General features: G+C 43.7%; 11 protein-coding genes. 8 read left to right on the forward strand and 3 right to left on the reverse strand.

The window, feature by feature from the left end; genetic code table 11:
• The first annotated feature begins 27 nt into the window (after positions 1-27).
• Positions 28-1,275: an SGNH/GDSL hydrolase family protein gene (locus tag ACED59_RS01170; RefSeq protein ID WP_029223712.1), complete on the forward strand. Its 1,248-nt coding sequence runs from the start codon at positions 28-30 to the stop codon at positions 1,273-1,275.
• A 152-nt stretch (positions 1,276-1,427) separates the two neighbouring features.
• On the opposite strand, the gene ACED59_RS01175 is transcribed toward ACED59_RS01170, so the two are convergent.
• Positions 1,428-2,759, reverse strand: coding sequence for a DEAD/DEAH box helicase (locus tag ACED59_RS01175; RefSeq protein ID WP_009845828.1), 1,332 nt, complete (start codon positions 2,757-2,759; stop codon positions 1,428-1,430).
• A gap of 360 nt (positions 2,760-3,119) precedes the next feature.
• On the opposite strand from ACED59_RS01175, the gene ACED59_RS01180 reads away from it, so the two are divergent.
• Entirely contained in the window at positions 3,120-3,386 is a 267-nt protein-coding gene (locus ACED59_RS01180; protein ID WP_009845829.1) for an Lpp/OprI family alanine-zipper lipoprotein, read from the forward strand.
• A 156-nt stretch (positions 3,387-3,542) separates the two neighbouring features.
• Here ACED59_RS01180 and ACED59_RS01185 read toward each other — a convergent pair whose 3' ends face one another.
• Complete coding sequence (locus ACED59_RS01185; protein ID WP_017096243.1) at positions 3,543-4,517, reverse strand: L,D-transpeptidase family protein; 975 nt, start codon at positions 4,515-4,517, stop codon at positions 3,543-3,545.
• 346 nt (positions 4,518-4,863) lie between these two features.
• Here ACED59_RS01185 and deoD point away from each other — a divergent pair, with 346 nt between their 5' ends.
• The 4 genes from deoD to ACED59_RS01205 all read left to right on the forward strand — a co-directional run bounded on the left by deoD (position 4,864) and on the right by ACED59_RS01205 (position 10,360).
• On the forward strand, positions 4,864-5,574 hold the full coding sequence (deoD, locus tag ACED59_RS01190) for a purine-nucleoside phosphorylase (RefSeq protein ID WP_004732072.1): 711 nt from the start codon (positions 4,864-4,866) through the stop codon (positions 5,572-5,574).
• An 80-nt stretch (positions 5,575-5,654) separates the two neighbouring features.
• Positions 5,655-7,124 (forward strand): transposase, encoded by a 1,470-nt coding sequence (locus tag ACED59_RS01195; RefSeq protein ID WP_009845831.1) that lies wholly within the window; start codon positions 5,655-5,657, stop codon positions 7,122-7,124.
• A 186-nt stretch (positions 7,125-7,310) separates the two neighbouring features.
• Positions 7,311-8,780, forward strand: a complete 1,470-nt coding sequence (locus ACED59_RS01200) for a hypothetical protein (RefSeq protein WP_009845832.1) — start codon at positions 7,311-7,313, stop codon at positions 8,778-8,780.
• Positions 8,780-10,360 (forward strand): GGDEF domain-containing protein, encoded by a 1,581-nt coding sequence (locus tag ACED59_RS01205; RefSeq protein ID WP_029223713.1) that lies wholly within the window; start codon positions 8,780-8,782, stop codon positions 10,358-10,360. The genes ACED59_RS01200 and ACED59_RS01205 overlap by 1 nt, the downstream gene beginning before the upstream one ends.
• Positions 10,361-10,431: 71 nt before the next feature.
• Here the strand turns inward: ACED59_RS01205 and ACED59_RS01210 are convergent, their stop codons facing one another.
• On the reverse strand, positions 10,432-11,340 hold the full coding sequence (locus tag ACED59_RS01210) for a DMT family transporter (RefSeq protein WP_029223714.1): 909 nt from the start codon (positions 11,338-11,340) through the stop codon (positions 10,432-10,434).
• Between the two features lie 262 nt (positions 11,341-11,602).
• Between ACED59_RS01210 and ACED59_RS01215 the strand changes: the two genes are divergently transcribed.
• Complete coding sequence (locus ACED59_RS01215; protein ID WP_009845835.1) at positions 11,603-11,998, forward strand: DUF3302 domain-containing protein; 396 nt, start codon at positions 11,603-11,605, stop codon at positions 11,996-11,998.
• Positions 11,998-13,128 carry an HlyD family secretion protein gene (locus ACED59_RS01220; protein WP_017096246.1) on the forward strand — a complete coding sequence of 377 codons (1,131 nt, stop codon included), beginning with the start codon at positions 11,998-12,000 and terminating at the stop codon, positions 13,126-13,128. The genes ACED59_RS01215 and ACED59_RS01220 overlap by 1 nt, the downstream gene beginning before the upstream one ends.
• The last annotated feature ends 164 nt before the right edge of the window (positions 13,129-13,292 follow it).

The following is a 13,292-nucleotide window of genomic DNA, read 5'->3' on the forward strand; positions in this document are numbered from 1 at the left end:
TCACTAAATATAAAAGAGAATACAGTGATGAAAAATACGGCTTTTATACTCGCATTAACCCTGCCTTTTGGCGCTTATGCTGCTGAAGATTCAATACCGACACCTGAATCCATTACATCCGCGCAAGTATTTAGTACACAAGGTTCAGAGACCTATTCTTATGTTCGATGCTGGTATCGAACCGATGCCTCACATGACTCTCCAGCCACCGACTGGAAATGGGCGAAAAAGGAAAATGGTGATTACTACACAATCAATGGATACTGGTGGTCTTCTGTATCCTTCAAGAACATGTTCTACAGTGACGCTCCTCAATCTGAAATCAAGCAGCGTTGTGAACAGACGCTCGACATCCAACATGACGCCGCAGACATCACTTACTTTGCAGCAGACAATCGCTTCTCTTATAACCACTCGATTTGGACAAATGACAACGTTGTCCAAGCGAACACCATCAACCGTATCGTCACCTTCGGTGATAGTCTTTCTGACACCGGTAACCTATTTAACGGTTCTCAATGGGTTTTCCCGAACGCTAACTCATGGTTTTTAGGGCACTTTTCAAACGGTTTAGTCTGGACAGAGTATTTAGCCAAGGCGAAAGATGTGCCTCTTTATAACTGGGCAGTAGGTGGGGCTGCTGGCACCAATCAATACGTCGCATTAACCGGAGTATATGACCAAGTCACCTCTTACTTAACCTATATGAAAATCGCCAAAAACTACCGCCCAGAAAACTCGTTGTTTACTTTAGAGTTTGGCCTCAATGACTTTATGAACTACAACCGAGAAGTGGCCGATGTAAAGGCCGATTTCAGCAGCGCTTTGATACGCTTAACGGAATCTGGTGCAAACAATATCCTGCTGTTCACCTTGCCCGATGCAACCAAAGCACCTCAATTCAAATACTCAACTGAACAAGAGATCATTAAAGTTCGTGGCAAGATTTTAGAGTTCAATCAATTCATCAAGACGCAGGCCAAGTATTACCAAAGCATGGGTAAAAACGTGGTGTTGTTCGATGCGAGTGCGTTGTTCGCCAGCATTACCGATAATCCAGAGCAACATGGCTTTCGAAACGCGAGTGATGCCTGCCTTAATATCAATAGAAGCTCAGCAGCCGACTACCTAAAAAGTCACAGCTTAACCAATGATTGCGCAGCGCACGGATCAGACAGCTATGTCTTCTGGGGAGTAACACACCCAACGACCGCCACCCACAAATACATTGCCGACCATATTTTGGCGTATTCATTCTCAACCTTTGATTTCTAATGCTTTTCGAATGACTCTGAGGCCTGAGACAACACCTCTCAGGTGCAGAAACCAGATACAAAAAAACCGCCCTTCATCGGCGGTTTTTATTTACGCTAGTTTGTATAAAGATCTGTATTTATAAACATAATCTTTTAGCTCACGCGAGTTGATTACTCGTCGTCAGTTTTTGGCGCAACTTTCTTCTTAGGGATAAATACTGTATCACCCACTGCCACATTCTTGTGGAAGCTCTTATCGCGCTTAACCGGTTTTTTCGGCGTTTTCTTAGCTTGAGTGTTGGTTTTCTTCTTCGCAGGACCGCCTTTAGCAAAAGCAGGTTTACGCGGCTTAATACCTTTGAATTTACCTTTTAGACCTTCAAGTACAGAGAAAGTAAGATCTTGTTGAAGGTAAAGCTCAACACGCTTAAAGCTATCCCAGTCTTTTGGACCAACCAAAGAGATTGCATCACCTTTGTTACCCGCACGACCAGTACGACCGACGCGGTGCACGTACTCTTCTGTATGCTTAGGCATATCAAAGTTGATAACGTGGCTTACGTTTGGAATATCGATACCACGTGAAGCAACGTCTGTTGTTACCAAGATCTTGTAAACCGCACGCTCGAACTGGCTCATGATTGCATTACGTTGCGTTTGGTTTAGGTTACCGCTCAATGCCACCGCTTTAAGCTTCTTCTCGTTTAACTTCTCGGTTAGGCGATCAGTATCAGCACGAGTTGCCGTGAAGATCATCACCTGACGGTATTCAGCTTCTTCAATAACACGATCCAGAATTGCTTCTTTATGATCGAGATGGTCACACAGGTAAAACTTCTGAGTGATATCAAGGTGCTGTTCGTTAGAAACACCCACTGAGATGCGTTTAGGCGAATCTAGCATTTCATTTGCAATGTCGTTCACTTCCGCGTGATCAAGTGTCGCAGAGAACATCAACGTTTGACGGCGACGGTGTTTAGCTGCATTCGCGATACGACGCAATTCAGGTGCGAAACCTAAATCTAGCATCCGGTCAGCTTCATCAAGGATCAGCGTTTCAACACCATCTAAAAACAGTGAGCGGTGCTCAAGGTGATCCGCAAGACGGCCTGGAGTCGCAACAATAAAGCGAGGGTACTTACGCAGAGCCTTAACTTGGTCGTTAAAGTTTTCACCACCCAAAATAAGTGTCGCTTCGTAAGACAGACCACCAAGCATGCTACGCAGCTCGCCATAAACTTGTTTTGCTAGCTCACGAGTAGGAGCCAAAATTACACCACGAGGATCTTTAGCAGAAAACGCTTTTGTTTTTAATGCTTTATGAATCATTGGCAACACAAACGCCAATGTTTTTCCTGATCCCGTTTTTGATGAAGCCAATAGATCCTTACCAGCAATAGCAACAGGGATCGCTTTTGATTGGATCTCTGTCGCCTTCTTGAAGTCGTAATGTTTTAAGTTCTTCAGTAAGCGGTTATCTAAGCCTAAATCTTTAAAGTGCAAAGGACTCTCCAGTCATGATGGTATTGAATAAAATTAATTTAACGTGACATGATACCGCGAAAGTACTTTATAAGGATAGAGATCACAGAAAATTTATCCCTTTATCTCTCGTTTGCTAGCACATTGTATGCATTGATCGTAAAGAAATAACTCTCCAAAACACATCAAAACCGGCTCTCACCCCTTCATCTCATAAACGAGACATAACGTGACGCTCAGCTAATTACCTCAAAAATTTAGTAATTTCTCTAGTTATTGTTTTTGCAGTTAAAAAATTAGTCGCTACAATCATTAATGAAGCGACTATATGATAAAGAATGTATAGCGCATCTTTTGATGATAAATAAGCAAGGAGTTCTTATGAATAAGACGTTAATCGCAGCTGCAGCCTCAGTTTTCATTTTAGCTGGTTGTTCTTCTGAGCCAGAAGAAGCTGCAATGTCACAAATGGATCAATTGACTAACCAAGTTGCTGAGCTAACCAGTGAAGTTGAAGCACTTAAAGGCGATAAAGCGGCAGCTGAAATGAAAGCTCAAGAAGCAGCTGCAGCCGCTATGGCAGCAAAAGAAGAAGCGGATCGTGCTAACGACCGTATCGACAACATCGCAGAGTCTTACACTAAATAGTTTGAGAGCTCAGTGCGATTAAGCTGTAGATTAAATCAGTCGCAAAATGCAGTAAATAGACAGCACCACCTCTTAACGGATGTGGTGCTTTTTTTGGGCGTTACTAATTCGAGTAAACAAAGATAAACGCCCCTTATTACAGAAGAGGCAATCAAATTAGAACTCAATCACAGGTGGTGCTATCTCAACAGGCACGCCATTTTGAGCAAATATCACCGCTTTCGCTTTTGAATTTGGTAGATCTGCATCTTCAAGCCACCATTTTAATTCAACGGGGATTTGCAATAATTTCTTAGAGCCGTCGCTTCGCGTCAATGGTTCGTGAGCTTCAACAAACACGCTTCTATCTGGCTCTAAAGACACTTTGATAGGCTCATCGATTATTGTGACTTGCTCACCACGACTAACCTGTTCAAAAAGCCACTCAATATCTTTAGGTTCCATACGGATACAGCCGGAGCTGACTCGCAAGCCTATCCCAAAGTCTTTATTGGTGCCGTGTATCAGATAATCACCTGCACCATAAGCAAGTCGTAATGCATACTCGCCCAGAGGGTTTTCCGGCCCAGCAGGAACCACTTTTGGTAGCTCAATCCCTTTCTCTAGATACTCTTTACGAATTGAGTTTGGAGGCGTCCAAGTCGGATTGGGTCTTTTTTGGCTTATCTTAGTGATCATCTCTGGGGTATCTCGCCCCACTCGACCGATGCCAACAGGAAATACGTGCACCTGATTTTTCTCAGGTTCAAAGAAGTACAACCTTAACTCGGCAAGGTTAATCACAATGCCTTTTCTCGGCGTATCCGGCAGAATCAGACGACTAGGAATACTTAACACATAACCTTCAGCAGGAAGAAAAGGATCAACGCCTTTGTTTGCCGCCATTAAAGAGAGAAAACCAATATCGTATTGCTTAGCAATGATGGCCAACGTTTCGCCCGCTGCCACTTCATGCTGCTGTATTCTTCCGACAATACGACTTTCAGTTGGCGGCAACTCAAAAGTTGCAGCAGACACACACGACGAAGCCATCGCTGCCACAAACAAGGAGACCCTCACTAGAGGTAAAGCTACCTTACGTATCTGTGTTCTCATTGAGTGCAAAGGCGTCGAGTTAGCGCAATACGACATACAATTCCTTGGTTTGTCTTTTTATCAAAGTTTAGATTATCGCTGATCAAACGTCGCGACAACGTATTGTTGCTCCAAGCTGATATGCAACAGGCTTTTATTTGTCGTTTTTCTTCTGGACATAGCGTAATTTAACCACACAAAATCGATTGCCTCTAAACTTTCAACATATTTGGTTATCTATATGAATAATACTTTAAAGGTAGAGCAAATTTGTGACAAACATCTCACGGATCCTCGTTTTAACTCGCTAATATTGCCTCAACAAAACGAATTCAATTCAACAGAATCGGTAATTAATAAAACCCTGTTCCTATAATTACCGTTAAAACTTTGGAGAACGACCATGGCTACACCTCATATTAATGCTCAAGCTGGTGATTTCGCAGAAACTGTACTTATGCCAGGCGACCCGCTTCGCGCAAAATACATTGCAGAAACATTCCTTGATGACGTGAAGCAAGTTTGTGACGTTCGCAACATGTTTGGTTACACAGGCACTTACAAAGGTAAGAAAGTTTCTGTAATGGGCCACGGTATGGGTATTCCATCGTGCTGCATCTATGTACATGAGCTAATTGCTGAGTACGGCGTAAAGAACGTTATTCGCGTAGGTAGCTGTGGTGCGGTACGTGATGACGTTAAACTAATGGACGTTGTTATCGGTATGGGTGCATCGACTGACTCAAAAGTAAACCGCATTCGTTTCAACAACCATGACTTCGCGGCAATCGCTGATTTCGGTCTTCTAGAAGAAGCCGTAAACCAAGCACGTGCACAAGAAGTTCCAGTTAAAGTTGGTAACGTATTCTCTGCAGACCTTTTCTACACTCCAGAAGCTGACCTTTTCGAAAAAATGGAAAAGCTAGGCATCCTTGGTGTTGATATGGAAGCAGCTGGTATCTACGGTGTTGCTGCGGATCTTGGTGCTAAAGCCCTAACTATCTTAACAGTATCTGACCACATCATCCGTGGTGAGAAACTAAGCTCTGAAGATCGTCAAAAATCTTTCAACGACATGATGAAAGTTGCTCTAGAGACTGCAATCAACATCTAACGAATTGATAAGATACATTGAAAAGCGTTACCCCGCAGCCAAGCTCACTTGGCTGCTCAAATAATCCCGAGGGGGAGATCGTGTCTAACGACAAGCTGCCAAAAGATGCGGATGGTTTGCAACTCAACTTTTGTAAAACATTGGCGTGTGACAACTTTGGCTTGAGCGATGCAAAACGGTATGTTTTGCAACACGCAAACCCTAAGCGTCCAGCGATGGTTTGTCGTGAATGTGGAGCTTTCCCCCCCTTACTTAACAATCGTGAAGTGTTAAGCGAACTTCATCGCCTAAGACAACTTCACAGCGACGGGCTCCCTGCTTGTCGTAATGATGATTGCGATAACTTTGGCTTATCGGTTCATACCCACAAACATCTTTATCATGCCTTCGGCTACAGTGGCGATAGGCAGCGTTACAGATGCAAAGACTGCCAATCAACCTTCGTTGATAAGTGGTCAGGATCCAACAAAAAACTTCAGTTTCAAGAGAACCTCATGGGCTTATTGTTCATGGGGTATTCAGTACGTGAAATTTGTAGAAAGTTAGAGATCAATCCAAAGACTTTCTATGATCATGTTGACCATATCGCCAGTCGCTGTCGTCGCAAGTTAGCGATGATCGATGCTCGTTGGGTCAACCATGCTAAAGATTACGAATTCGCTTCTCACTACCAACGCCTGCAACCGAAAAGCAACAATGGTGTGGTATGGATAGCGACTGGCGAGGCACACTCTGGCTACATCCTTTGCCAACACGTAAATTACTCTCAAAATGAAGAACCATCTGGAAGTGCTGATCACAACCCTTATGATGACGTTGCACGCTTTGTATCTAAAGAGCACTCTTCAGAAGCGAATCTCGAACTTCCTCAGCCGTCTGACAAACTGAAAGAGCGCATTGAGCAGCAATATCAAGTAATTCTTGCGAGAGGCAATGTAGAGGACCCAATGGGGAACCTTACGACATTCAGTTACCCTTCGAAAGGCGCGCTAATTCGACCGCCTTATACTTCCTATGCTCACTTCCTACACGTGCTTGATATGTGTGACGAGAATAAGCATGTCACGATCTATATGCCACAAGATCCATTACTAAGATCTGCCGCTCTAAGCGTTTGCTTGCCGCGTATTCAGAGTCAAAATGTTGACCTTATGTATGTAGAGGAAGACTCAGGTTGGCAAGATGACCAAAATTTTGAAAAGATCGACATCGTTCATATGAGTTGGTGGCGCGATCGTTGGGCTATCGCGAGTCAAGGTGACAGTCAAAAAGGTATCTGCTACCTAACGGGTAATAATCCAGAACCAAAACAGTGGCTTAATACAGCTTCAATTCAGCAAACAAAGTTCTATCAACAACGTTTTCAGTTGTTATTTGATAGCTTCATCAATGAGCCAAGACGTAAACTTCGTCCTGGGGGCATTCTTCCATTACTCGACATATTTAGATCTTGGCACAATCTGTGCTACCAAGATAAGCAAGGGTTGACGGCAGCACAACGCTTAGGTGTGACAGAGCAGCCATTAACTCTTAAGCAATTGCTTTCATAGAAATTTACCATCTAGACAAGCACTCTAGAACTCATTGATTTCAAAGCAAAAGCATGAGATAACACCCAAAATTGGAAAAGATACGTGTCCCCTTTATGCTCAGCGAGAGATAATTGATGCTTATCATCAATCACACTCCTATAATGATTGTGTTATCAATATGTTCGATAATTATGGATCTAAGCCTTGGACAAAAATCAGTACCTTCTTGAAACCGAACTAGAACAACTCAAAACTCGCGTTGATTCTGAGCCATTGGTGATCCTAGAGATTGCACAACAATGCCTAGTCAGATCAGAGCAAGTTCTGTTTGAAGAGGGCGCTATCCAGTCATTCATGTTAATGGCGAGATGTTGTTGGAACCTTATGGATTACCAGAAAGGTTTAAAATACATCAAGGAAGCCTACAAACGCCAAAGCCGATTAGATACCGATCATTTTCTCCCTGAAATTCTCCACTTACACGCTCTCCAATTCTGGGGACAAGCCAAGTATTACTCCGCCCAACAGTTCTGGATCAATGCATTAGAACAATCTGCACTGGTTGATGAAGTGGAGATTCAAATTGAATGCCTCATTGGCCTTGGCAACATTTGGCGAATGACTCACGAATATAAACTTGCACGCTCTACCCACCAGCTCGCTGTAAAAGTAGCGAATAACAGCCGCATTGGTTGGTTAGAAGGCAAAGCAAGAATACTTCTCGCATGGGATTACTACCTGCTCAACAACTATGTTGAAATGCTATCGGTGCTCGACGGTGCAGAAGAAGCACTAAAAGAATATAAAGATAATACTTGGCACGCTGAAGTATGGGATTTTCGAGGCCTTGCCCTACTTGGCCTTGAACGTTTGGATGATGCAGAACGAGCCACAGCCAAAGCGCACAAGCTAGCAGTAGAGCACAACCTTGTATGGATGAAAGCGCATTCCTACATCAGTCGAGCTAGACTGGAGCTCTTAAGAAAGAGGCCAGAACAAGCCGCCGAGTTGCTAAGGCTGGCAGAAGAGTCAGCAAACGAATTCGATAATGGCGAACTGCTTAGCCAAATTTGTTATCAACAGTCTTTAGTCGCAGAAGAAAATCAAGATTTTGAAGCCGCATTGATCGCTTTTAAGAAGTATCGTCAATATTCTACCGGCATGCTTAAAGAACAAACAAATCGTGTCGGTTTAGACAAAGCGCGCAGTTCAAAACGCCAGCTTGAACAGAGAGCTCGTAAGCTAATTAACCGCATTCGAGGTCAACACGAACACGACCCGGAAAAGCACCTCTCTTATGTCGTTTCCGAAACCTTCTGGTGGGAAAAACTGGTACTATTTAAGACGGAGCTTAAACGCTCTAATCACTGCATCATCATGTTCCATCACATCGATACCGATTACTTAGATGTCTGTACCGAGATAGCACATACCTTGTGTAATCAGAACGACTTCATTGCAAGGCTAAGTTCGGAACGTGTGGCTCTTATGCTTTCCGAAAAAGACGAAGCTGCTGACCAGATCTTCAAAACTCTGACCACCATGCTAGATATCTATCCATGGCACAGAAAAGGATTAAAAGGTTCGAGACCGACCGTCAGCCTCAACGATATTTTGACGTTCCCGTTCACTCTTGAACAACTAGAAGAAGACGATGCTGAGGTAACAGAATGATGGAAACCCTATTAAGCAAGATTACAGATGCAGGTCTAGATCCTTCATCGGTATCGGGTGAAGAGGCGATCATATTCTGGAATCATATTCGCCAACACGTTTCGACGACACAAACAGAACAAGCACACTGTTACATCATCAGCTCTGAGTACCGCGCCGAGTTACAACAAAATCAAACCAGTATTGATGAATTAAAACTGGCACTCGACCTACTCCACCTTCCTACAGATATAGAAGATATTCTTACTGTAAAGACCAGCTTAAGTAATCGCTTGGTTGAAATTGGTGATTACACGTCGGCACTGAATGAATTCGTCAGCTCATCGACAATCGCCGTTGAGCACGGACATATCGATGAATATGTAATGGCTATCTTAGGTATGGGGAACCTGTGTGACGCTTACGGAGACCACAGCAGAGCTCTTCGCTACTACCAAAAAATCAATAGCATAGATCACGCGATAAGCAGTCGATCACTTCGTTTGAAATTCAAGCTTTATATGGTAGCAAGTCTGCTACTGCTCAACCGAATAACGGCGGCCAGCGACTTACTGAACGAATGCGAAGAACTGAGCATTTTAGTGAGTGATAAGCTACTCACAGCTCAAATATTGTTGTATCAAGCAAAAGTGCTCCGTGCTAAGAAAAAGCACCATGAAGCGCTACGTTGCCTGTCAAAGATTCAATATCCAGCCAACAGTACTCAAGCAAGTTGGCTCGCTACCATGACTCGTCTAGAGTTAGCACATTGCTTGAGTGCGATCGGAAAGCAAGACTATGCAAGTATGATCTTGTCGAGCACCCACAAACGTGTGAAGCCCGACTCGTCACCAGTGCTTGCGAAGCGCTTCTATGATTCTCTAAGTGATGTGTGTTTGAATCAAGGTCGTTTTGAAGAAGCGCTGAGCTACGAGAAGAAAGGCTACCGAATTGAAACGGATCTGATGAAACAGATCCCGATCAGCGAACTCGGTGCAAGCCAACTGCGCCGTCTATCACGGTTTGAATTACAACTTAAACTCATTCTCTCCGAACAAGAGAACAAAGAGCTTAAAGAGACAACAGAGCAACATAAAAATACAGTTGCTCAGCTACAACAAGATGTTTTCACCGATCCACTGACCGGGTTACACAACCGTCGCTGGTTAGATGTGAAACTGAAAGATCTACTGCTACACGAAACGCCTTTCGCATTAATGGTTATCGATATCGACCACTTTAAGTCAATCAATGATGAACTGAGCCACTTAGTGGGTGATAAAGCGATCGTCAGCGTTTCTCAAGAACTGCGTTCATACTTTAAGTTTAGAGGCGCGTCATGTGTCAGGTTTGGCGGAGAAGAGTTCCTCGTCATCCTTGAGAATACTGACCTTGCGAAAGCAGAAATGCACTCTGAAAATTATCGAGAGCGTATCTTCCAATTTGGGTGGCATGAAATACTCGGCGAGCGCGGTTTAACCGTTAGTATCGGTATCACTTTGCATCGCGATGGAGAAAATACTCAGCGTACCTTCTATCGTGCAGACAAAGCCCTATACCGAGCTAAAGCCAACGGCCGTAATCAAGTGTGTACAGAGTAGTAACACGTCTGTCTGTGGGTCTGTAGCTCTGTAGCTCTGTAGCTCTGTAGCTCTGTAGCTAAGCCAGCCTCTTATTGATAAAAGAACAAAGAGATTCCACCTAATGCGGCCAGAGTCCCGATGATACTTTGCTTTGACACCTTCTCTCCTCTAATCGCATAAATCACCAAAATAAAGACCGGGCTGGTCGCTATTAATGTTTGAGCAATCGCAGGGTTAGCATTTTTCAACGCCACTTGCTGAAGCCATAGAGCGAGAAACGTCCCGACAAAGATTGCCCCTAATAACCAAAGTTTATCGAGCTTGGTCATTGCCCATAAATCTCTTTTTATCGACGAGTACGGCTTCTTTTCAACGAAAGGGATAATCAGCATTACGGCAAACACGCCAATCGTCAGGCGAATCAAAGCACCTAACAATGGTGGAATGTCACCCGCCACCAATGCGTAATGGGAGATCACCACACCCGACGCCTGACAAACACTTGCCATAAGCCCATATCCAATGCCAACCCACTGTGCTTTGTCATTAGAAATATCATTACCGTTCGCTGATTTCGACGGCGGAAAGACCACAAAGGTCACCGCTAAGGTTGTTATCACAACACCGAGCCAACTTTGCAAAGTGAGTGCCGCGCCAAGAAACATTAATGCCAAAACACCAGAAAGAGGTGGAGCCAGAGATTCCAGCAACAAGGTCTTATTGGCGCCAATTCTTTTTAATGCCGCAAAATAAGCACTGTCACCAACTGCGATACCAATGACTCCCGAGATCGCCAAGATCCCAAAATGGTTAGCACTCAATTCGAATTCAGGCATCGGTATTAACGGCATGACCAACAGCATCATGCCAGAGGCTACAACCCCCTTAACAATGTTCAACTGCATCGCAGAGAAGCGATGTCCAAATTGCCCATAGATCCATGTCGCACATGCCCACACCATCGCAGCGCCAATGGCCGCTAATTCACCTATATACATCCGCATTTATCCTTTATTTATTGTTGTTATGGCTATGATTATGGCTATGCGCATCGTTTGAATCAGAACTGTCATCTTGTCAGCAAGAAATCCGAAATAACCTATTCAAGTTCAATTGGATTTTATAAGATCCATCAATGATTTTATTCTCATTATTAGCAGCAACATATTATTTTCAGATTGGTAAATCATTTTTATAACAATTACTTGGATGATAGCGTAGTATATTTGTAACTAACATCTAACATTACAAGGATCTGTTATGTTTTTAGACTACTTTGCACTCGGTCTACTGATTTTCGTAGCATTAGTTATCTTTTACGGCATCATCGTTATTCACGATATTCCTTATGAAATTGCGAAAGAACGTAATCACCCTCATCAAGATGCTATTCATGTCTCAGGCTGGGTTAGCCTATTCACTTTACACACTATTTGGCCGTTCCTTTGGATTTGGGCTACGTTGTGGCGCAAAGATCGTGGCTGGGGCTTCGCTAAGCTTGAAGAAGAACAACATGATATTCATCACCGAGTCGACACTCTCATCGACCAAGTGAGTGCACTTCAGAACGAAATCGCACAGTTAAAGCAAGCGGGCACTGAGCAAAACAGCACAGAGAAACAGACAAACAACGTTCAAGATCAGGAGGCTAAGTAATGGATTTACTGCTGATAATGACCTACGCGGCGCTTTGTATTACGATTTTCAAAGTATTCAAAATCCCACTAAACAAATGGACTGTCCCCACTGCCGTACTGGGTGGTGTTGTCCTCATCGGTACTTTGATTCTATTGATGAACTACAACCACCCTTTCACACAAATCGGTAATCAAGTTTACTCAACGACACCGATTGTTTCAGGGGTTCGAGGCAAAGTCATCGAGGTTCCGGTTGAAGCAAATAAGCCTCTCAAGCAAGGGGATATCCTTTTCAAAATAGACCCGATTCCTTTTGAAGCTGAAGTTGCTAAGCTGCAAGCCAAAGTAAAAGAAGCGAGTCAAGGAGCCTTAGGTCTAGAGTCGCAAGTTGGAGAAGCTGAAGCTGCCAAAATAAAAGCCATTGCAGAAAGAGACAAAGCACAACGTGAATTCTCTCGATACAAGCGAGGCTTCGAAAGTGGCGCATTTACAGAGCAACAACTCGATACTCGTCGACAGGCATACAAAGCCGCAGAAGCTGCAGTGAAAGTAGCCGAAGCAAACCAACAACAAGCTCAGATCGCACTTAACTCTGAGATTGGCGGTGAGAATACAGCGGTTGCAGGCTTACTTGCTGATTTACGTAAAGCTGAATTCAATCTTGACCAAACGGTAGTAAGAGCACCAACCGATGGCTACGTAACTCAACTCGCTCTTCGTCCTGGTGTAATGGCTGTACCACTACCATTAGCGCCGGTGATGACCTTTGTTCACACTGAGGCGCAATTCTATACCGCAGCCTTTAGACAAAACTCACTACAACGCCTGCAACCTGGCTACGAAGCTGAGTTTCTATTTAGAGCACTACCAGGAAAAGTATTTAAAGGACGCATTGATGAAGTCATCCCAGCCATTGGTGAAAGCCAATTTCAAGCTCGAGGCACACTTCTAGGTACTGACGCACTGCGTACTAGCGGCCGTGTATTTGTTAAGCTGACCATCACTGATGATCTGTCTGAGTACCATTTGCCTATGGGTACTGCCGTGGAAGTGGCCGTTTATTCTGACAGCTTCACTCACGTATCTATCATGCGTAAAGTGCTTATTCGCATGAAGAGTTGGCAAAACTATCTATATCTAGACCACTAACCGTATCTAGACCACTAAACGGTCGTAGATATACGACACCCCCGCTTAACACATTGTTAATATGAATCAAAAAGCCAGACTCGTTCTGGCTTTTTTGTTGCTTGATTAACCGTAAAATTGCGTTTTTTACATGATATTAATGCGTCTAGATGGAATTTTAGACA

Origin of the sequence: Vibrio sp. FF266 (genome assembly GCF_041439695.1) — a bacterium.
GTDB classification, from domain to species: Bacteria; Pseudomonadota; Gammaproteobacteria; order Enterobacterales; family Vibrionaceae; genus Vibrio; species Vibrio tasmaniensis_A.

Bases quoted from the DNA above. Each gene is read 5' to 3' on its own strand.
- ACED59_RS01170 (WP_029223712.1), top strand. From the start codon at position 28: ATGAAAAATACGGCTTTTATACTCGCATTAACCCTGCCTTTTGGCGCT.
- ACED59_RS01180 (WP_009845829.1), top strand. From the start codon at position 3,120: ATGAATAAGACGTTAATCGCAGCTGCAGCCTCAGTTTTCATTTTAGCT.
- ACED59_RS01185 (WP_017096243.1), bottom strand. From the start codon at position 4,517: ATGTCGTATTGCGCTAACTCGACGCCTTTGCACTCAATGAGAACACAG.
- deoD (WP_004732072.1), top strand. From the start codon at position 4,864: ATGGCTACACCTCATATTAATGCTCAAGCTGGTGATTTCGCAGAAACT.
- ACED59_RS01205 (WP_029223713.1), top strand. From the start codon at position 8,780: ATGGAAACCCTATTAAGCAAGATTACAGATGCAGGTCTAGATCCTTCA.
- ACED59_RS01210 (WP_029223714.1), bottom strand. From the start codon at position 11,340: ATGTATATAGGTGAATTAGCGGCCATTGGCGCTGCGATGGTGTGGGCA.
- ACED59_RS01215 (WP_009845835.1), top strand. From the start codon at position 11,603: ATGTTTTTAGACTACTTTGCACTCGGTCTACTGATTTTCGTAGCATTA.
- ACED59_RS01220 (WP_017096246.1), top strand. From the start codon at position 11,998: ATGGATTTACTGCTGATAATGACCTACGCGGCGCTTTGTATTACGATT.